The sequence below is a fragment of the Paenibacillus sabuli genome (genome assembly GCF_014705605.1).
Classification (GTDB): Bacteria; Bacillota; Bacilli; order Paenibacillales; family Paenibacillaceae; genus Paenibacillus_D; species Paenibacillus_D sabuli.
In genome coordinates, this window is sequence record NZ_JACXIZ010000064.1 from 1 (window position 1) to 21673 (window position 21673).

Consider the following 21673-nt stretch of genomic DNA (forward strand, 5'->3'; position numbering starts at 1 on the left):
TGTGGTGGTCGGGATACCTCCATTTTACCATTTAATGCTTCGGTGCATTTTTGTTTTTTTATCTGAATCTAAGGGCTTTTTGAACAGGCTCTGCAAGAGATGAGGAAAATCACCATATGCCTTGATTTCTTATTCGGACAGATTTTTTCTGTAAGAATTTACGTATGCCTTCAATTCAACAAGGATCGTTTCTTCCAGTCATGTTCAACACTCCTCTGCATGCACGCGCTTGTTTTCCAACCAAAAGCGCTGCAAATGAAAGCTAGCGTGCGCGCCTTCCAGAATATGAAAAAACGCAGGCCCAGGAGCGTCCGTCTCCTGTGTGCCTGCGTTGCGTCGTCGTGCCAACTGTTACATGTAGCCCTTCGAGCCCGCGCTCATGCATGCATGAGCGCGGGCTTCGCGCGTTCTGAACGCATGCTTCCTGCTCCCTTACTCCCGTTCCGCCACCTCGCCATTAAGCGCCTGCACGCGCAGGCCGCCCAGCGGCGCGGTTGCGCCATCCCGGTCCGTGACGGCCACGGTGCGCGACTCGCCCGGCAGCAGGTCGAAGAAGTTGTCGCTGAAGCGCAGATTGCCCTGCGGCACGTCGAGCTTGACGAAGCGCGCGAGAGCGCCCTCGGCCGTGATCGTCACCTTGCCCGCAGCCCCATCCACTACCGTACGGAGCGTCGTCTGCGGCAGCGCCAGGTCCTTGGGATCGCGCAGGTAATAGCGGTTCGCCGGGACCTCGAAGCCCTCCGCGCTCAGCTCGACGAGGACAGACTCAGCCGCAGCGCCGCCCAGCGCGTCCGCTTCGGCGAGGAGTCCGATCTCGTCCGCACCGCTCGCTTCCACGTCCACGCCGTAGGCGCTCTCGTGGAGCAGCGCGCCGGCGAAGTCGCGCACCCGCAGCACAAGGCGTCCGGTCAGCGGCGCCAGCGTATCGTTGACGACCCACAGCCGCAGCGGCTCGCCCGGCTCATGGTCGAGCGACAGCAGCACAGGGTGAAAGAAGCCCTTGCCGTAGTAATACGAAGCCTTGGGCAGCAGTTCATAGTCGATCATCGCCCAGCTCGTACCGGGCCAGGAGTCGTTGAACTGCCATACGAGCGCGCCGCCGTTGCGCGCCTTGATGCGACGGTAGTGCTCGATGCCGTACTTGAGTCCCTCGGCCTGCGTCAGCATGGAGTAGTTCATATACTGCTCGATGTCCTGCGGCACGCCGGTGTAGCCCTCCATCAGCAGGAGGCCCTTGCGATGGTTCGTATCCTTGTTGCGATAGGCCATCTCCGCGCTGTTCCAGTAGAATTCGCCCTCCGGGATATATTTCTCCAGCGTGTAGCGGTTCGCGGAGGCATGCATGCCGAATTCGCTGCTGAACAGCGCGAAGTCTTTTTTGTAATTTTTGAACGAGACGCCTTCGACGCTGTAGTCGAGGCGCGGGGGCTCGCCAGAGCGGCGCGGGTAGACCGAGCCGTGCCATACCTGCCAGTTGTGGCGGTCGCCAACATCGGGATCATTGGCATCGCTGCCGCCGAACGGCGAGGACGGCCAGTAGGCGCGGCTGTCGTCGAGCGCATCCAGCACGTCGGGCAGCAGCTCGTGGTAGATGCGTTCGCCGTAGAATGGCGTAGTCAGGTCGCCGCCCGCTGTCTTCATGTCGATCAGCCAGTCGATCTCATTGTTGCCGCACCACAGCGCCAGCGACGGGTGATTGCGCAGCCGCCGCACATTGGATTCGGCTTCTTGACGTACATTGTCCATGAATTCGCGGTTGAAGTCCGGGAATTGCGCGTTGGCAAAGGCGAAGTCCTGCCAGACAAGCACGCCGCGGCGGTCGCAGGCATCGTAGAAGACGTCCTTCTCGTAGATCCCTCCGCCCCAGATGCGCAGCATGTTCATGTTGCCCTGCACGGCCAGCTCCACGAGATCCTGATAGCGCTGATCGGGGATCGCGCCGATGAAGTGGTCGGCCGGAATCCAGTTCGCTCCCTTGGCATAGATGCGCACGCCGTTGAGCACGAAGGCAAAATCCGGTTCGCCGCCTGCGTGACGCGTCTGCAGCTCGATTAGCCGAATGCCCAGCGGTGTCCGCGCCACGTCGACCGGCTTGCCGCTGCGGCGCAGCTCGGTCTCCAGCGTGTATAGGTAAGGCTCGCCCAGATCATGCGTCCACCACAGCCGCGGCGCGGCGACGGTCAGCTCGGCGCCCGCGCCGAAGCCGGTCGCCGCGCCGCCGCCGACGGACGCCATCGCCTCCGCGACGAGGACACCGTCCGCGTCGCGGAGGCGAAAGGCGCAGGTGTACGCATCGGCGGAGCGCCCGCCGCTCCAGCCGCCCTGGCGAAAGACGTCGATCTCCGCGTCTACGCGGAGGCGGGCCGGGCCAGGCGCCCCGATCTGTGCCGACGCTGTCCGATCATGCGCGGCATCATCCGCCGCCCTGCCCAGGGCGCGCGTGCGGCCGAATACGCTTGTCAGCCTTGCGCCCGCGGAGCGACGCAGGTAGACGCCTCCCCAGACGCCACAGGTCACCATACGCGGGCCCCAATCCCAGCCGAAGTTCATCGCCGCCTTGCGCAGCCACGGCCGTTCCTTCGTATAGGAGGACCACTGGAACTGTTGCTTGTCTTCGTGATGCAGCCGCACCGGATCGAAGCGCACGGCGATCGCATTCCAGCCGGGGCGCAGCGTACGCGTCACGTCGAAGCTGTGGGCCATCAGCATATTGGCCGCACGGCCGACCTCCAGCCCATTCACGTATACGGTCGCGAACGTGTCCAATCCCTCGAAGACGAGCGCGCAGCGCTCGTCCTCCGCCTCGCCGGGCGTAAAGTCGAATTGGGTCCGGTACCACCATTCGCGGTCCTCGATCCAGCGGCTGCCCTGATCATGATGCCCGACGTACGGATGCTCGATCAGCCGATGCCGGATGAGCGTCGTGTGCACATCCCCCGGGACATGCGCGCTCATCCAGAAGCGGTCGTCAAGCGTAGCCATGCGCGCCTCAGGCGGCGCCTTACCCGGCTCGTAGCCCTGCAGCTTCCATTCTCCGTCCAATCGCTGTATCGCGGTGTTCGCTTCCATCATCCTTTACCTCCCGAAGTGTTACTTGGCGTCACCATTTTACTTGACTCAGCGTTCGTGGCTGTCCGGGTCGCTGCGCGACTCGCGGTATTCACTCGGCGTCCTGCCGGTGTGCTTCTTGAATAGCTGTCCGAAATACTTCACATCCTCGTAACCGACCTCTGCGGCCACCTCGCTCACCTTGAGCGGCGAGGAGGCGAGCACCTCCTGCGCGCGCCGCATTTTGCGGCCGATGACGTAATCGCCGAAGGTCACGCCCGTCTCGCGCTTGAACACCTCGCTGAAGTGGGCCGGGCTCAAATGCACTTGTGCGGATACGTGCTGCAGTCCGACATCGCCGCCAAGATGGCTCTCGATGTAGGCCTTGGCCCGCCGCACATAGGCGGTCGGCCCATCCGCGAGCTGCTGATGATACGTCTTCATGACGGCGTGCAGACGCTGCAGGAGACGGTCGCACGCATCGACAGGCGCCTCCGCTTCCGCATGCGAGGCCGTGCGCAGCCGGGCCAAGGCCTCGGTCTGGGCGCCGCTGCGTCCGGTCGCCTCCAGCACTTGCTCGAGCCAGCGCAGCGCGCTCAGCACCGCCGCGTCGTACGCGCTCTGCAGGGAGTCGGCGGTCGCCTCCGGATCGGCGAGCCGAGTCTCCATGTAGGCGCCCGTCCAGCGACGCAGCCGAGCCAGATCGTCGCCGAGCAGGATCTCCGCCAGCTCCAGCTCCTCCTCGCGCGTCGCATGTGTGCTGCCGCCGCTGCGGCGCGCCACCTCGTCGTAGCGGACGCACTTGTCCGGCAGCCAGGCCCGATAGGCGGCCGCCGTCTGGGCGGCGCGGTAGGAGGCCGGCAGCTCATCCGGCTCGGATACGCGGCTGCCTGCAGCGGCGAACAGCTTGCATTTGAGCAGTTGCTCGATTCGGCCGATCAGCCCGTCCAGCGGCCGCTCCGTTCCGCTGCAGAGCCGCATTACGGCGACGAGCCGCCGCTCGTGCGCGAACACCGTGCAGCGCTGCAGCTCCCCCAGCACGTTGCCGACGGCAAACAGCAGCAGCGTGCGATAGCGCGGCGTATCGTCCCAGCCCGAGGCGCTGAGCAGCACGACCTGCAGCGCATCCGGCGACGAGCACGCGCCGTCCTCGCCGCACAGCCGCGCCTCCAGCGCTGCCCGGCCGAGCGCGCCCTCCTCCAGCGGGGGCGGTTCGCCCAGCGTCACCCAGCGCTCCAGCGCGCGATCCTGCTCAGACAGCGTCTGCGAGCGCTCGCGGCTGCGCAGACCGATCCGCTCTTCAATGCGCTGCCGGGCCTGCATGACAGCCCGGACGATCTCCTCGGGCCGGCTCGTCTTGAGCAGATAGTCGCCGACCTGCTGGCGGAGCGCCTGCTGCGCATAAGCGAAATCGTCGTAGCCCGAGAGAATCAGCACCTCCAGGTCGGGGAACAGCTGCCGCGCCGCCTCGGCGAGCTGAAGGCCGGACTTGCCGTGCATCCGAATATCGGTCATGAGGATATCCGGGCGCTCGTCCGGCATCCGCCGCAGCGCCTCCTCCGCCGACTCGGCCGGCGTCAGCAGCGTCAGACCGAGCTCCTCCCAATCGATGACGCTCGCCAGCCCGCTGCGTATGATTACCTCATCGTCCACGATCATCAGTTTCATCGGGCGCCGCCTCCAGCTTCGGTATCGTAAATCGAATGCGCGTGCCGCCGCCCGCACGGCTGTCGATGTGCAGCGCTGCGTCCAGGCCGTAGTGCAGCACGAGCCGCTCGTTGACATTGCGCAGACCATAGCCGCCCCCGCCGTGCAGACCCTCGCGAACGGCCTGCAGCCGCTCCGGCGTCATACCTGCGCCGTCGTCGGCCACCACAAAGCGCATCGTCGCGCCTCGCTCCTCGGCCAGCACGGTGATGACGCCCTTGCCCTCGCGGCCGAGAATGCCGTGCAGCATCGCATTCTCGACGAGCGGCTGCAGCAGCAGCTTGAGCATATGGCGCTCCTCGAGCTGCGGTTCGACGACCAGCTCGAGCTCGATGCGACCCGGATAACGGATGGCCTGCACGTTGTAATAGTTGCGGATATGCGCCAGCTCTTGGGCGACCGAGCAGTAGTCGCGCCCCTTATTGAGACTGAAGCGCAAGAAATCGCTGAGCGAGCCGACCATCTCGGCGATCGGACGCTCGCCCTTCATCAGGGCCATCCAGTGAATCGAGGACAGCGTATTGTATAAAAAATGCGGATTGATTTGCGCCTGCAGCGCCTGCAAATCTGCCTGCTTTTTGCGGTGCTCGTCGGCGATGAGCCGCCGCTTGAGCGACTCAATGTGCTCGCCGAGCCGATTGTAGCTCGCCCCGAGCCGCGCGATCTCGTCCTCTGCGCTCGTACGGAAGACCGGCAGCGGCTTGTCCGGATCGACCTTGCCCAGCAACCGCGTCAGCAGCTGCAGCGGGCCGGTCACCCGGCGCAGGAGGAACAGCGTGAGACCTGCGCTCAGCAGCAGCGTCAGCAGCACCGCCGCCAGCGTCAGATCCAGGATGAATCGGCTCTGCTGTCCATACCAGGAAGTCGGCAGCGTCGCCACCAGCGTCCAGCCCGGGCCCGGCAGGGTGCGATATAGCATTGACAGCGCCTCGCCCTCCGGCGGCGTATAGGTCAGCGCACCCGCATCAGCAGCCGCATTCGGGGCGGGCCTCGCGCCGGGATAGCGCGCGCTCCAATCTGTGAACAGCAATGTCTTGTCCGTCGCCGCCAGTACCGTCCCTCCTGCATCCAGCAGCGCGAGCTCGCCGGCGCCGCCGGCGAGCTGCAGATTGGTCCAGTCATGCGAGATGCGCTGCTCGTCCACGGCGATCGCCAGCCAGCCGAGGGGGCGGTAGCCTCCGTACATGCTGCGCAGCGGACGCACAAAAGCGACGACGTTGCGCGTCCCGGCATAATCACGGATCGCATGCAGCCCGGTCCACGTCTTGTCGGCGATATCGGCTACCTCGATCGGCGTATGGAAGTCGGTGTCATAGACCGATCCGGAAGAGAGCAGCCGGCCATGGCCGGGCGCATAGATGGACAGATGCGAGATAAAGGACTTGGAGCGCGCCAGATTGGAGAGGTCCCCGAGCAGATCGGCCCGCTGCTGTTCATCGTCCTCGGAGGCGCTCAGATAGCGCTGCACGTCGCGTTGGCCGATCAGATAGATCGAGGTACCCTCGACATCGGCGACGATCGCCGACAGATTCGTATGCGCCTGACGGAGCGTATCCTGCGCCGCCTGCAGCGCGCTGCGCTCGGTCAGATGGGCCGAGATTGCATAGACCAGTCCGCCAAGGGACAGCGTCGGGATCAGCGCCACCACCAGCATCAACAGCGACAGCTTGCGGCGCAGCGAATACGCGAGCCAGCTCCGCACCATTCCCCACCCTCTCTTGGCCTTGTATTGGAGCGGAGCAGGCGCGCTCCCGGCCTCTATTTCAGCCCTTGACCGCTCCGGCCGTCATGCCTTTCATGACTTGCTCCTGGAATGCCAGATACATCACGATCGTCGGGATGACGGCGATTGTCATCGCCGCCAGCGTCAGCCCGTAGTCCGTCTGGTAGCCGTCGGCGAAATTGGAGATCGCCAGCGGCAGCGTCTTGAGCGTGGACGAGGTGATGAACACCAGCGCGAAGGAGAAGTCATTCCACGAATGCAGGAAGCTCAGGATGATAACTGTCGACAGCGCCGGCAGCGACATCGGGATCATAATGCGGAAGAAAATGCCCCATAGTCCCGAGCCGTCCATGAACGCAGCCTCCTCCAGATCCTTGGGGATCGTCGCCAGGTATGCCGTCAGCACGAAGATCGCTGTCGGCAGCGCGAACGCCGTGTACGGGAAGATCAGGGCCCAGTACGTATTGAGCATTGCGATCTGCTTCATCATGATGAACAGCGGCACCAGGGTGCTGTGAATCGGGATCAGCATGCCGATCACGAAGAAGGTCATGACCACGCCCTTCCACCGGAAGCGGAAGCGGGCCAGGATGAACGACGCCAGGAGCGAAATAAACAACGTGATGACGAGCGCGCCCATTGTCGCAATCAGCGAATTGCCGAACGCGCGCCCGATGTTGGAGCTTTCCCAGGCATTCGTAAAGTTCTGCCACAGCCATTCCTGCGGCAGTCCGAACGGCGAGTTAAAAAACTCGGCGTTGGACTTGAAGGAAGATAGAAACAGCCAGTACAGCGGATATAGCGTTAAAATACCATAAATCAGCAGGAGCGTCCAAAATACGCCGCCGCGCAGCTTGCGCAGACCGCCCGTGCTGTCGCCGGCCGCCGCGCCGGCCGTTGTCGCTTGCGCCATCGTCGTCTCCTCCTTTCTTTATTGGTTGCTCTTGGACTTGATGCTCATCAGCCATTGGCTGATGCCGATCAGCACGAGCGAGACGAGCACAATGGTCGTCGAGATCGCGCTGCCGAAGCCGTAGCGGTACGAAGTGAAGGTCGAGTTGTACATGTACGTCGCCAGCAGCTCCGTCGCATGCGCAGGGCCGCCGCGGGTCATGATGTAGACCAGATCGAACGACTTCAGGCTACCGGAGATGCACAGCACGACTGCCACGAGGATCGTCCCCTTGATCATCGGCAGCGTGACTGCGACGATCTTGCGCACGCCGGTCGCGCCGTCGAGCTGCGCCGCGTCATGTATCTCGCCCGGAATATTCTGCAGCGCCGCGATGAAGATAATCAGGTAAAGCCCGACGAAGCTCCAGATGAGCGGCGGGATCAAGGCATAGATGCCGTAATCCTCGGATAGCCACACCCGCTGCCAGCTCTCCAGCCCCAGCCATTCGAGCAGGAAGTTGAGAATGCCGATCTGCGGGTGGTAGATGTACTGCCAGATCATGCCGATAACGACGGTCGAGAGCACCATCGGCATGAATACCGCGGTCCGCATGAACCACGAGCGCTTGCCATCCTTCTGCACGAGAATAGCGACAATCAGCGCAATCGGAATCTGGCCGAAGACCGAGGCCAGTACGAAAATAATATTGTTACGCAGCGCTGTCCAAAAAATCGGATCGCGAAAGATTTCCGTATAGTTGTCAAACCCGATAAAACGGGCAGCGCCGATGCCGGACCAGTTAAAAAAGCCGTAGTACCCCGACCAGACAACCGGGACGAATACGAAAATGGCGTAAACAGCGATTGCGGGGAGCAGGCCCATTATAATAAATTTGCGACTGCTGAGCGCCTTCAATTGCATTCACATCCTTTTGCGCAAGCTTGGTGGATAAGAAAGAGGCGGGGCCGGGCTAGACACGCCCGGCCCCGCTCGCGCCTGCCGGCTCGCCCTTTTACTGTGCGGCGCCCACTTGCGCATTTTGAATTTTTTCTGCGATGGCTGCGGGATCGCCGCCGCCGAGCAGCTCCTGCAAGCCGTTATTGGTCACTTCGACGGCCGCCGAGCTCAGCTTGGCGTCGTAAACAGGCGTAATCTTGATGTCCTGCATCAGATTGTACAGCTCGACGAACAGCGGGTCGGCTTTGCTCTCGTCGAGCGGAATGTCGTAGCTCACGAGCGTCGAACTCTCCAGCGTAGCCTGTTGACCTTCCGGTCCGGACAGCGCGTAGAGCAGCTCCATCGCCGCCTCCTTCTCCGCGCCCTCAAGCTTGGAGCTGATTCCCATGCCTGTGCCGACGACGCCGGAGGTAGACATCGGATCGCCCTCTCCGCCTTCAACGGACGGCAGAATCGTGATATGCGTCTGCTGCAGGATGTCCTCCGGCGCGTTTTTGACGACGTTGGCCATCGCCCAGCCGCCGGAGATGAACATCGCCGCCTTGCCTTGGAAATACAACTGCACCATCTGGTTCTCGTCGATTGAGTTGAAGCCATCCTGGAACGCGTCTGCCTCGCTCAGCTCCTGGAGCTTGTCCAGCGCCGCGACGAATTGCGGATCGGTGAAGGAAGCGCCGTCTTGCGCCACGGCCTTGAGGAACCAGTCGGTCCCGGTCACGCGGTCGCCCAGCGAGGAGAAAATTGTCGATTGCACGAACCAGTTCGCCTTGTTGCCGAGCGCAATCGGGATGACATCGTTCTGATTGAACGTCTCGATCGCCGCCAGCAGCTCATCCCACGTCTTGGGTACCTCGACCCCGTATTCGTCAAAGATCGCCTGGTTGTAATAAACAAACGAGGTCGGCGCCAGGTTCATCGGTGCAGAGTAGATTTTGCCGTCAACCGTGTAGTCGTCGAATGCATTTTCGATGAAATTGTCCTTCCACTCCGGCTTGCTGTCCAGGTACTCGCCGATCGGCTGAATGAGATCGCCGCTGACGAATTCCTGGGTCATGACACCCGGCCACATCACGAACAGGTCGGGCATTTCGTTGGCTGCGGCCACCGTGCGCAGACGCGTCTTGAGTCCGTCAGTCGCCAGTCCCTCTACCTCGAGCTTGATGTCGGGATGGTCTTCCTGGAATTGGTCCAGCAACCCTCGCATGGCCGTCGCCTTGGCATCCTGACCTGTCCAGTTGTGCATAACGCTGAGCGTCACCTGATCGCCGGAGCCTCCGCTGCCGTTGTTCGAGCCGCCACCGCAGGCGGCCAACACGACCATCATGGCGCTGAGCGCAGCAGCCGTGCCCGTCCTGGTGAAATTGCGCATTCTACTTATCCCCTCTCTGTACTCGCGATTGTATGCTTCTATTCTAGTACGACCGCACCGCCCCGGGTAAGGGGAGCATCTTCGGGCATGGGGTAGAACATCTTCGGTTATCGTGCCCGTTGTCGCCCCCAACTATTCCCTGTCAGGCAAAAGAAAAAAACCTCCGCCCCAGTCGATGGGAACGGAGGCTTCCGTCTATTACATACTGGCCGGCCATTCACTCACGTAATGGCAATCGGGCTGCGCTGGACGACGGAAAGCCACCGCTCGGCGATCAGATGATGACCGGCCGCCGTCGGATGCACGCCGTCCCATACCCAATAGGCCTCGCCGCTACGCGCTGACGCCTGATCGAACGCCTCCTGCAGCGGGACGAACAACGCCCCGAATTCGCCGGCCAGCTCTCGCACGATGCGGGCGTAAGCGTCCACCCGTTCGCGCCACTGCGGCCAATGCGCCTCGCGCTCGGCCGTGCGCACGACGAACGGCTCGCACAGCACCAGCGCAGCCTCCGGCAGCGTCTCGCGCGTCTCCTCCAGCAGCTGCCGGTAGACACGCGCGAAGCGGTCGGAGGCGCCGCCGGGCTCGCCGCGGACGATGCGGCCCGCGTCGTTGATCCCCGCGAGCAGACTGATCACATCGGGACGCAGGCTGATCGCATCCTCGTTCCAGCGCGCATAGATGTCCGAGACGCGATTGCCGCTGATGCCGCGATTGACGAAGTGCAGCTGCCGGTCGGGCAGCTCGCAGCCGAGTCTGGCGGCGATGATGTAGGCATAGCCGTGCCCGAGAATATGGTTCAGATCGTCATTGCGCCCGCGATTGCCGTCGGTGATCGAATCGCCTTGAAAAAGAATCGTACGTCCTTGTTTTGTCATGATCTCCCATCCTTTACCGATATATGAATAGGCCCTGCTCCATCCGACCCGCCGCGGCTGTCCGCCAGCACGAGGGCCATGGCTCCGAATGCCAGCAGCGTCACCGCCGCATTAGCGGCAATTACCGCCTGTCAATCAGTTCCATTCTAGTTCTCCTCCTTGTTCGCGGTCAAGTGCTCCATGCTCGCGGCGATCTTGCGCCACTCGTCGCATAGCTGCAGATAGACGGCCTCGCCGTCCGCACTGCGCGTGTAGTATTTGCGCGGCCACGCCTCGTTCGTATCCCAGCTGCTCTCCAGCAGCCCTTGTTTTTCCAGGCGACGCAGCAGCGGGTACAGCGTGCCGGGGGCGACTCCGATGCCTTAGCCGCCGGGGATATGGTACTATAGAATAAAAGTTGAACGCCCACGATACAAGCTGCGCAATCAGATCGGGCCCTGCGGGGTAATGATGTAGACTCATATTTTGCTAGGAGGCCTGCAACGATGAAAAAAGCGATTGACGACTTGAAGCAAACGGTCGATGCGCTCAAACAATCCGTCGATGAGATGAAGGGCGGCATCCAGGAGGCGGTCGATCACAGCAAGCGCGCCGCCGATCAGATGAAGGGCAAAGTGGAATACGCCAAGGCATCGCCGGCCGAGCTCAAAAACGGGCTCGCCGGGGCGAAGCAAAACCTGCGCGAGACCTCGGACGCGCTGCGTACGTCGCTGCGGCTGCTGCTCGCGCGCGTGCGCCGCAAGCGTAGTCTGCCTTAAAACACGTACGAAGCCGCCGCCCCATCCGACCGAAAGCCAAACCCGCTCACCGCGGGGCGCGTCCATCACGCCCGCATTGCTTAAATCGCATGCTTCCGGCTACAATAGAGGCAACACCACCCTCGGCCGTAGCCGGAAGAATGGACTGATAGTATGAGAACCCCGCTCGTGCAGCGTCTGCGCAATTTGCGCCTGCCGGTCAAGCTGATGCTCGTATTTTTGCCGCTCATTATATTGCCGGCGCTCACCGGCATCTATCTCTTGACGCAGACCGCCACCTCTACCGGCAAGGAGATGGCGTCGGATTACGCGTCCGATCTGATGGGTCTGATGATGCAAAAGATCGACGACAGGCTGCTCGGCTACGAACAGCTCAGCAAGCAGATCATCACCGACCGGGAGCTGCATGCGCTGCTTCGGCGCGAGCCGGAGTCCTCCTTCGAAGCCTTTCAGATTGAAAGCGATATCAACACCAAAATGAACAAGCTGTGGCTCGGCGACGACCAGCACAAATATGTGACCAGCATCGTATTCGATACACCGTGGGGCATATACAGCTACGGCAAAAGCGCAGTCGAGGACTACGGCATTGCCGACCCGGCCTATCAGGCGGACATCGCCGCCGCGCGCGGCGGGGCGGTCTGGTTCGTCCCGGACACCTTCGTCAGCGGCCAGCGCGAGGTCGAGGTATTCCGCGTCGGTCGCCTGATCCGCGACGAGCGCTTCCGCGAGCTGGGCAATCTGACGATCGCCATCGACAGCGACGCCTTCCGCTCGATCTTCGAACAGACCGCGCTGCGCGACAATGTCAAGCTGCATCTGCTCACCGAAGACGGCGAGCCGATGCTCGGCAGCCAGCCGGCTGCGCTGAGCGGCAAGGAGACGCTGCTCTCCCTCACTCGGGGCAGCATGCACAACGGCTGGCGCCTCTCCGCCGAGCTGCCGCTGGACGAGCTGTACGGACCGCTGCGCCGCATGACGCAGCTGGCCTTCGTCGTCGTATTCGCCTGCGTCCTGCTCGGACTCGGGGTCACCCAGCTGCTGAATATCGACGTCATCATTCCGATTCACCGGCTGATGGCCAACATGAAGCGCGGCATCAAGGGCACCCGCCCCCACGAGCTGCGCCCGATTCGCGGCGCCATCGAGATCGTCGAGATGAACGACACCTTCATCTCCGTCATGTACGAGATCGAGCAGCTCATCCAGCAGGTCGTCAAGGAGGAGGCACGCAAAAAGGAAGCCGAAATCCGCGTCCTCCAAAATCAATTGTCGCCCCACTTCCTTTACAACACGCTGAATTCAATCCGATGGATGGCAATGATCCAAAAGCAGCAAAATATAAAAGACATGATCGATGCGCTCATCCAGTTGCTCACCTATGCGGTACGCGGACCAAGCGGACCGGTCCCGCTGCGCGAGGAGGTCGCGATCCTGCACAGCTACGTCAACATTCAGAAGGTACGCTTCCAGCACTTCGGCTTCGCGATCGACATCGCGCCCGAGCTGGAGGACGCGCGCATCCCGAAGCTGCTGCTGCAGCCCCTGATCGAAAATGCGCTCCTGCACGGCTTGTCCTCCCTCGACCGACCCGGCGAAATACGCATCGAGGGCGAAGCGGCGGGCACGCCGGCCGGCAGCGAAATACGCATCCGAGTATCGGATAACGGCGTCGGCATCGAGGCCGGGATGACAGCAAAGCTGAACCGCATGCTCAAGGGACACGAGCCGCCCAAGGATCACTTCGGGCTGTACAGCGTCCAGGAGCGCATCCAGCTTCATTATGGCCGCCAATACGGGATGACCATCGAGCCCGGCGAGCAAGGCGGCACCGTCGTCACGGTGCGGATGCCTTGCCGGCGCGGGCCGCGGGAAGGAGAAGACTGATGCGCAAAGTAATGATTGTCGACGATGAAGCGCTCGTGCGGATCGGCTTGCAGTCGATGGTCGATTGGACGGCGCACGGCTACGAGATCGCCGGGGTCTGCAAAAATGGCGAGGAGGCCTGTCAGGCGGCGCTGAACACGCGCTTCGACGTCATCCTCACCGACATCCGCATGCCGGTCATGGACGGCTTCGCGCTGATCGAGCGGCTGCAGGCGAGCGGCTGCGACGCCCACTTCATCATTCTCAGCAGCTACAACGACTTCGAACACGTGCGCCGGGCGCTGCGCTGCGGCGCCAAGGATTACATCTCGAAATACGAGCTGGAGCCCGCCAGCATCATCCGCGTGCTCGACGGTCTCGACTATGCCGATCCGGCGGAGGAGCAGGAAGACCGGCCGCCCGGACGGGCCGCACGCGACGGACAGGGAGAGCCCGCGGACGGACCTGATACGCGCCTGGGCTGGCTCGCCATCCAAGCGGCGCCTCGCCCGGACGGGTATCAGGACTCGGAGCTGCGGGCCATGCAGCTGCTGCTCGACGAGCTCTTCGCCAGCCGCAAGGCGCTCACGCGCGTCGGCTGGGAGGAGGACGTCCTGCACGGCATCGTCACCGTCCGACCCGAGCTCGCCCCCGCGGACGCCGAGGACGAAGCCCGCGCGATGCTAGGCGAGGTCGCCAAGACGCTCGAGTCGCATCTCAATCTGCCCCTCGTCGTCGCGCTGACGCCGCTGCGCGGCGGACAGACCGACCGGACACAGCTGCGCAGCGAAGCCCTGTCGATCCTCCGCGAGGCCCTGCCGCTGGGTGCGGGCCTGTACCGCTCCTCACCTCATGCTGCGGAGCGCGGCGAGCGCCGCGTCGACGGCGGCCTCTGGCTCGATCACTACAAGCGAGCCAAGCACTATGTACAGTACGGCCAATTCGACGAGCTGCTGCACTGGTACCGAGACACCGCCGCCGCGCTAGCGGACGGGGAGGCGCAGGCCTTGGTGGAGCGGCGGCGGCTCGGCAGCCTGATCGCGGGCCAGCTGACCGAGCGGCTCGTGGAGCGCGGCGAGCTGCAGGCCGAGACGATCGAGCAGCGCTTCGGCTCCTTGTGGCCGCTCGGCGAAGCGATCGCCGCCGCAGAGGGCGCCGGCGCTCTGGATGACGTCGTGGCAGCGGCGATTGCCCGCACGCGCGAGGCGCTGCAGTCCGCCCAGGCGAGCCAGGGCTGGCTGCTCAAGGTGCGGCAGCACGTCGAGGCGCATCACGACCGGCCGCTGCGTCTGGAGGACATGGCGGCGCTGGCGCATCTGAGCGTCAATTACTTCAGCCAGCGCTTCCGCCAAGAGACCGGGCAGAGCTTCACCGATTACGTCGCCGAGGTGCGCATCCGCAAGGCGGCCGAACTGCTGCACAGCCGCGAGCTCTCGACCGAGGAGGTCGCCTCCCGCGTCGGTTACGGCAATGCCAGCTATTTCGTCAAGGTCTTCAAAAAGGTCACCGGCATGACGGTCTCTGAATTCCGCGGCGGCCTTGAAAATACGGCAAAAAGATAACGCCCCCTTGTCCGATGCGTGTGCGGCAAGCTCCTTGCTCGGCCGCAATCGGAAAATATGGCATCAAAAGCGAGAAATACGGCATCTTCCGCCCGGGAGATGCCGTATCTTCGTAAAATTCGGCATGCAAAGCGGTAGCGCCGGTATGGAGGTATCCGCCCGGGGACGCGTACAATGGAAGCATGCACCGGCTGATTGGCGCATAACAGACGATTGGAGGGGTTGTACGTGAAAGGAAGAAAAGGTTGGGTCTATGCAGGTCTGCTGGCAACATCCGTGCTTGTGCTGCAAGGCTGCGGGGGCGGCAACAACACACCAGGCAACAGCGGCACTTCGGGTGGCGACTCGGACACGAACACGAATGCCGGGACCGAGACGGTCACCTTGAAGGTGTGGGGCGATCTGGGCAATCAGGCCGTTCTTGAATCCGCTTACAACGAAATCAACGCAGCCTTTGAAGAGCAGCACTCCGATATCAAGCTGCAATACGATTTTGCGCAAAACGACCAGAGTTTGAGCGTCGCGCTGCAGGCCAATGAGCTGCCGGATCTGTTCATCGTGCAGGGAGACAAGACGCCGAAGATGGCGGAAATGGTGCGCAACGGCTTCCTGATGCCGCTCGACGACTATAATCTCGATCTGAGCCGCTTCACCGAATCCGAGATTGCTTACGGCACGGTAGAGGGCAAGCTCTACTCTTCGCTGCCGGCCTTCCTCGACACGCAGCTGGTCTACTATAACAAGGATATCTTCGCTGACAACGGCATCGAAATGCCCGGCACCTGGGACGAATTCGTAGCCGCGCTGGACACGCTCAAGGCGGCCGGCATTACCCCGATCTCGCTGGCGGGCAAGCAGGAGTGGGATCGCGCATGGCCTGTCTACGCCCTCGCCGCGGCACATGCCAGTCCGCAATTGCAAGCGATCGCCGAAGGCGCCGGGGACTTGACGGCTCCGGAGATCGGGCAAGCGTTCCAATACTACCGCGATTTCGCGGACAACGGCTACTTTGGCAAGGACTTCCTCGCCCAGGACACGGCGGCGGCGCAATTCGCCTTCACCAACGGCAAGGCGGCGATGATCATCGACGGCACCTGGAACAATTCGACCTATGAGGACTCCGGTCTGAACCTCGGCCGCTTCAGCGTGCCGAATGCCGAAGGCAAGCGCATCGTCGCGCCGAGCTACAGCAACTTCATGACCTATGCGGTCTCCGCCGATGCCGAGCATCCGGATCAGGCCGTCAAGTATATCGAATTCCTGAACGGCCAGGAAGCGCAGCAGATCCTGGAGAATCATGCCGGTCTGATCCCGACGATCAGCGACATCGAGCCGAAAAACGAAGCAGTCAGCGAGCTGGCCAACTTCGACGAGGCGGGCGGCAACATCTACTCGCTGCTGAGCACGCTGGCCACGGCCGACACGAACACGCCCGACATCATGATGAAGGATCTCAATCCGAAGCTGCTGACGTCCAAAATTACCGGTGAGGAAGCCGCTCAAACGCTTCACGAAGCCGCCAACTACGAAAAATAAAAAGACGCACAGGACTTCATATCCTGCGGGCGGCATTTTGAGGCTCGCTTTACGCTCAAGCGCGGCTGCCTGACAGACGGCCGGACAGACCGCGAACCTTCACGGCCTGTCCGGCTTTCCCCATTCTACCCAGAAAGCAAGGTGATGAGAGATGGCCTGGTTTCGCAAACGCCCATTTTTGTGGTTCATTGCTCCCGGTCTGCTGCTTTATTCCGTCTTTACCGTCTATCCCATTTTCTCCGCCATCCAGATCAGTCTGAATCACTGGGACGGCATCGGCCCGATGGAGTTCGTGGGACTGGCCAACTACGTGGAGTTGTTCACCAGCGAAACCCTGCTCGGCCAATTCAAAAACGCGCTGGGCAACAGCTTGACGATCTTCCTGCTCAACGCGCTAGCGGTGCTGCCCGCCCAATTGTACATGGCGTACCTGATCTACACCGAGGTGCGCGGCTATCGATTCGTGCAGGCGATGATCTTCTCGCCGCAGTTCATCTCCACGCCCGTCATCGTCTTCATGGGCACGCTGCTGCTCGACGGCAACATCGGCGTCTTCAACAAGCTGCTGGAAGCCATCGGACTCGGCGAATATGCGCGCCCGTGGATGGGATTGCCGGAGCTCGGCATCTATATTGTCTGGCTGCTCGCCGCATGGGCGGGCATCGGGGTAGGCATGATATTCTTCCTCGGCGCGATGAAGATGATCTCCGGCGAGGTGATGGAAGCAGCGCTGCTCGACGGCGCGACGTTCTGGCGGCGCTTCTTCTCCATCGTACTGCCGCAGCTCAAAACAACAATTCTCAATATGCTCGTGCTCACCTACATTTTCTCGATGACGGTGTTCGATTACAGCTTCATTCTCGGCGGCGTCTCCGGCGGCATCGGCGGCAGCATGGATGTGATGGCGCTGTTCTTCTACCGCATGGCCTTCGGCGACAACAGCGCGGTCGGCGGCACGCTCAATACGAATGCGATGGGCATGGGCACGACGATTGCCTGCGTCATGTTCGCAATCATCTTCGTCGTCGCGCTCATTCAGGTAGCGATCAGCTACCGCAGCATGGAGGAGGACTGACCGATGTGGAAGTCGAGGAAAATCTCAACCAATACGATCCTGCTCTGGCTCTACGCCGGATTCACGCTGTTCGTCCTGCTGTACCTGACGTACAACTCGTTCCGGACCAAGCCCGATCTGCTGTCCAATACGTTCGGCATCCCGGAGCGCTTCACGCTTGAAAATTATATTCGCCTGTTCGGCGAGCAAAACTTCATGCGCTATGTCGGCAATAGCACGCTCATCCTGATCGGGGCGCTGCTGCTCGTCGTCGTGCTCTCGTCGATGGCCGCATACGGCCTCGGACGCTTCCAGTTCCGCGGGCGCAACATGCTGACGATGTACTTCCTGATCGGGCTCATGTTCCCGGTACAGCTCGGCATCGTGCCGATCTTCCTGCTGATCCGCAGCATGGGCCTGCTCAACACGCATGTCTCGGTCATCCTGATCCTGTCGGCCGGCATCTCGATGCCCGTCTTCCTGCTGACGGTCTTCTTCGCCCGGCTGCCCAAGGACCTGTATGAATCGGCCAAGATCGACGGCGCCTCGGAGTGGACGACCTTTCTGCGCGTCATGTTCCCGCTGGCGAGCCCGGTCGTGTTCAGCATCTGCATCATCATGTCGGTGCAGATCTGGAACCAGTTCTTCGTGCCGCTGTTGTTCCTCAATTCCGAGGCGAACCGGACGATCCCGCTGCTCATCATGAAGTACACGAGCAACCTGATGTACACGATGGACATGGCGATGGTCGCATCCGTGGCCGCCACGATCCCCGTGCTGGCGCTGTTCTACGTACTGGCGCAGCGCATCATGGACGGCGTCTCCTCGGGCGGCGTCAAGGGCTGAGGCCACACGGCGAGGCCAAGCGCACACACGACGAAGCACATGGCGAGGCCAAGCGCGCCCAGCCGGGCTGTGCAGCAGGCGACGGCCTGGCAGAGGCAGCATAGCGAATGCAGCATTGGTAACCGCGGCTGCGCGACTGCGGCTGGCTGCTACCGGATGGCAAGCGTGCCTGCGGCTACTGCGGCCGACTGCGGGCTGGGCAAAATGCAGACTTTTGTTCCATTATGCCGCTCCTCCCCTTCGGTATAATGGGGGGCAAGGCGAAGCGACGAGGCTATCTTTGCGGCTGAGTATGCTTCGTTCCGCGAAATCGAGCAGCTCTTATACTTGTGCAACGTATATTTTGCTCGATTTCAAGGCGAAGCGGCGAGGCCGTCTTTACGGCTGAGTAAGCTTCGTTCCGCGAAATCGAGCAGCTTTTTATACCTTCACAGAATCTAACGGACACTAGTGGACCTTAGAAGTTGATTTTGCACGCACTGTAGCGCTAACGGACATAGGAGGCGCTTAGAAGCTCATGCATGCCTCGATCTCTCTATTTTGGGGCGCTAAGCGCCTCTGGTGTCCGTTACAAGTTTAGATCGCTCGTTTCGACACGCTAAGCGTCCCTGGTGTTTCCCTGGTGTCCATTAGCTCGTGCCATGAATCGTATCACATGAATCGCTCGAATCCATATGCAACGCAGGAGGTATCGTTATGACATCGGCAAAACCCGTCGGTCTGCGGACCGAATACCGCAGCGAGCCGCTCGGCCTCGACATGGCCGCGCCGCGGCTCGGCTGGAGACTGGAGCACCCGCGGCGCGGCGCGCTGCAGAGCGCGTACCGGATCCTGGCCGCTTCGTCGCCCGAGCTGCTGGCGCAGCACATCGGCGATCTGTGGGACAGCGGACGCATCCGCTCGGACGCTTCCCAGCACATTCACTATGCCGGGACGGCGCTGCAATCGGAGCAGCGCGTCTGGTGGAAGGTTCGCATCTGGGACAAGCAAGGCGAGGCGAGCGACTGGAGCGCGCCCGCAAGCTGGTCGATGGGCCTGCTCTCGCGCGGCCAGTGGAACGGCCGCTGGATCGGGCTGCGCACCAAGCAGCGCCCCACCCACGAGCAGCCGCTGCCGGCGATCTATCTGCATCGCGCCTTCCGCCTGCGCGCCAAGCCGGTACGCGCCACGGCTTATGCGACTGCGCTCGGCGCGTACGAGCTGCATCTCAACGGCCAGCGGGTCGGCGTCGATCACTTCGCGCCGGAGTGGACGGACTACAACATCCGGGCGCTCTATCAGACCTATGACGTGACAGACCTGCTGCAGGAGGGCGACAACGCCGCAGGGACAATCCTTGCGCCGGGCTGGTATGCCGGCTTCATCGGCATGTACGGCTATCAGAAGTACGGCCAGGACCCCTGCTTCCTGATGCAGCTCAATGTCGAATACGCCGACGGCACCGTGGACAGCCTCCATACGGACGAGTCGTGGCGCGCCGGCCACGGCCCCGTCACGGCCGCCGACATGCAGATGGGCGAATATTACGACGCTCGCCGCGAGCTCGCCGGCTGGGCGACCTCTGATTTCGACGGCGCGGACTTCGCTGCAGCGCAGCGGCTGCACGATTACCGCGGCTTGCTCACCGCGCACCCCGGCGAGCCGATCCGCGTCATGGAGCATGCCGCGCCGCAGGCGGTGCTGCAGGACCCCGATGGCAAGACGATCTACGACTTCGGCTACAATGTCGGCGGCTGGGTGCGGATGACGCTGCGCGCCGCCGCAGGCACGACGGTCACGCTGCGCTTCGGCGAGGTGCTGGACGAGAACGGCCGCCTCTATACGGACAATCTGCGCCATGCCCGCCAGACGGACAGGTACATTGCCAAGGGCTCGGACAGCGAGACCTATGAGCCGCGCTTCGCCTACCACGGCTTCCGCTACGTCGAGATCAGCGCCGATGCCGAGCTCGACATGCAGGAGATCGAGGCGCTCATCGTCTATTCGGCGCTGCCGCGCGCCGGCCGGCTCAAGACGTCCAATGCCCAGGTGAACCGGCTGCACGACAACATCGTGCGCACGCAGCGTGCCAACTTCGTCAGCGTGCCGACCGACTGCCCGCAGCGCGACGAGCGTCATGGCTGGACCGGCGATGTCCAGGTGTTCGCACGGACCGCCGCCTACAATATGGATGTCGCCGCCTTCTTCACCAAATGGATGGGCGACCTGCGGGACGCGCAGCGTCCAAGCGGTGCCTTCCCGGACTTCGCGCCATTCATCGCCGGGGCCAAGACCGATCACAACAACGACTTCACGTACACGCATATGGCCTCTTCCGGCTGGGGCGACGCCGGGGTCATCATTCCGTGGACGATGTATGAGGTGTACGGCGATACCGAGATTCTCGAGGCCAGCTACGATGCGATGCAAGGCTGGGTCGACTTCCTGGAGAACCTGTTCCCGGACGGCATCCGCGACGATCTGCCGCAGTACGGCGACTGGCTGTCCGTGCCCTATGCGGCGATCGGCGAGGAAGAACCGGACTTCGGTGTGTACACGTCGCAGATGTCGACGACGCCGTACGACGTGTTCGGCACCGCTTATTTCGCCTATTCGACGAAGCTGCTGGCCCGCAGCGCCGAGCTGCTCGGCCACGAGGCGGACGCCGCCCGCTACCGGGCGCTGTTCGCGCGTATCCGCACCTCGTTCAACCACGCCTTCGTCGCCGAGGACGGGCGCATCCGAGGCAATACGCAGACCGTCTATCTGCTGGCGATGCACATCGGGCTGCTGAGCGAAGCGCATGACGAGGCGGCCTTCCGCTATCTCGTCGAGGATATCGAGCGCCGCGGCATCCATATCTCCACCGGCTTCCATGGCATCAAGCTGCTGCTGCCGACGCTCTCGGAGCGCGGCCGCGACGACCTCGCCTTCCGGCTGCTCTTGCAAGACACGTATCCGTCCTGGCTGTATTCGGTGCGGCAAGGCGCGACCTCGATCTGGGAGCGCTGGGACGGCTGGACCGAGGAGCACGGCTTCCAGCGCGCGGGGATGAACTCGTTCAACCACTACGCGCTCGGTACGGTCGGCGAATGGCTCTATCGGTATCTGGGCGGCATCGATCTCGACCCGGATGTACCCGGCTACCGCCATATCCGGCTGCAGCCGCGCATCGGCGGCGAGTTCACCGACGTCGCATGCAGCTATGACGGGCTGTACGGGCGGATCGAGAGCAATTGGCGCGTCGACGGCAAGCAGTTGACCTGCGAGGTTCGCATTCCCGCGAACTGCACAGCGACGCTGGTGCTGCCAGCCGCGCCGCATGCGCCGATCAGCGAGAGCGGCGTGCCCGCCGGCGACGCCGAGGGCGTGCAGCCGCTCGGAGACGCGTCGGGCGGACCCGCTTACCGGCTGGGCGCGGGCGTCTACCGCTTCAAGTGCGAGTTGGCCTAGATGCCGAAAGTCCGTCAAACAGCCTTCAAACCCACCTTGGAT

The 21673-nt window shown here is 62.6% G+C and carries 14 protein-coding genes and 1 pseudogene; 7 read left to right on the top strand and 8 right to left on the bottom strand.

Annotated elements, in window-relative coordinates:
- Positions 1 to 432: 432 nt before the first annotated feature.
- The 8 genes and pseudogenes from IDH44_RS24575 to IDH44_RS24610 form a co-directional block, all read right to left on the bottom strand.
- Positions 433 to 3069: a beta-mannosidase gene (locus IDH44_RS24575; protein ID WP_190921488.1), complete on the bottom strand. Its 2637-nt coding sequence runs from the start codon at positions 3067 to 3069 to the stop codon at positions 433 to 435.
- Positions 3070 to 3117: 48 nt separating this feature from the next.
- Complete coding sequence (locus IDH44_RS24580; protein WP_190921468.1) at positions 3118 to 4716, bottom strand: helix-turn-helix domain-containing protein; 1599 nt, start codon at positions 4714 to 4716, stop codon at positions 3118 to 3120.
- On the bottom strand, positions 4691 to 6460 hold the full coding sequence (locus IDH44_RS24585) for a cache domain-containing sensor histidine kinase (protein WP_223870008.1): 1770 nt from the start codon (positions 6458 to 6460) through the stop codon (positions 4691 to 4693). Before IDH44_RS24585 ends, IDH44_RS24580 begins: the two co-directional genes overlap by 26 nt.
- A gap of 58 nt (positions 6461 to 6518) precedes the next feature.
- Entirely contained in the window at positions 6519 to 7391 is an 873-nt protein-coding gene (locus IDH44_RS24590; protein ID WP_190921469.1) for a carbohydrate ABC transporter permease, read from the bottom strand.
- Between the two features lie 18 nt (positions 7392 to 7409).
- Positions 7410 to 8288 (bottom strand): carbohydrate ABC transporter permease, encoded by an 879-nt coding sequence (locus IDH44_RS24595; RefSeq protein WP_190921470.1) that lies wholly within the window; start codon positions 8286 to 8288, stop codon positions 7410 to 7412.
- 97 nt (positions 8289 to 8385) lie between these two features.
- Complete coding sequence (locus tag IDH44_RS24600) at positions 8386 to 9699, bottom strand: extracellular solute-binding protein (protein WP_190921471.1); 1314 nt, start codon at positions 9697 to 9699, stop codon at positions 8386 to 8388.
- Positions 9700 to 9920: 221 nt separating this feature from the next.
- Positions 9921 to 10577 (bottom strand): SGNH/GDSL hydrolase family protein, encoded by a 657-nt coding sequence (locus IDH44_RS24605; protein WP_190921472.1) that lies wholly within the window; start codon positions 10575 to 10577, stop codon positions 9921 to 9923.
- 146 nt (positions 10578 to 10723) lie between these two features.
- Positions 10724 to 10939: pseudogene (locus IDH44_RS24610) on the bottom strand (PadR family transcriptional regulator); the annotation flags it as partial.
- A gap of 123 nt (positions 10940 to 11062) precedes the next feature.
- On the opposite strand from IDH44_RS24610, the gene IDH44_RS24615 reads away from it, so the two are divergent.
- From IDH44_RS24615 to IDH44_RS24645, 7 genes are all read left to right on the top strand, one after another.
- Positions 11063 to 11335, top strand: a complete 273-nt coding sequence (locus tag IDH44_RS24615) for a hypothetical protein (RefSeq protein WP_190921473.1) — start codon at positions 11063 to 11065, stop codon at positions 11333 to 11335.
- Between the two features lie 153 nt (positions 11336 to 11488).
- Positions 11489 to 13222: a sensor histidine kinase gene (locus IDH44_RS24620; RefSeq protein ID WP_190921474.1), complete on the top strand. Its 1734-nt coding sequence runs from the start codon at positions 11489 to 11491 to the stop codon at positions 13220 to 13222.
- Complete coding sequence (locus tag IDH44_RS24625; protein WP_190921475.1) at positions 13222 to 14763, top strand: response regulator; 1542 nt, start codon at positions 13222 to 13224, stop codon at positions 14761 to 14763. The genes IDH44_RS24620 and IDH44_RS24625 overlap by 1 nt, the downstream gene beginning before the upstream one ends.
- Before the next feature lie 228 nt (positions 14764 to 14991).
- A complete protein-coding gene (locus IDH44_RS24630; protein WP_190921476.1) occupies positions 14992 to 16299 on the top strand; it encodes an ABC transporter substrate-binding protein in 1308 nt (435 codons plus the stop codon).
- 151 nt (positions 16300 to 16450) lie between these two features.
- Positions 16451 to 17374, top strand: a complete 924-nt coding sequence (locus IDH44_RS24635; RefSeq protein WP_190921477.1) for a carbohydrate ABC transporter permease — start codon at positions 16451 to 16453, stop codon at positions 17372 to 17374.
- Positions 17375 to 17377: 3 nt separating this feature from the next.
- Entirely contained in the window at positions 17378 to 18199 is an 822-nt protein-coding gene (locus IDH44_RS24640; RefSeq protein WP_190921478.1) for a carbohydrate ABC transporter permease, read from the top strand.
- Positions 18200 to 18895: 696 nt separating this feature from the next.
- On the top strand, positions 18896 to 21631 hold the full coding sequence (locus IDH44_RS24645; RefSeq protein ID WP_190921479.1) for an alpha-L-rhamnosidase: 2736 nt from the start codon (positions 18896 to 18898) through the stop codon (positions 21629 to 21631).
- Positions 21632 to 21673 lie beyond the last annotated feature (42 nt).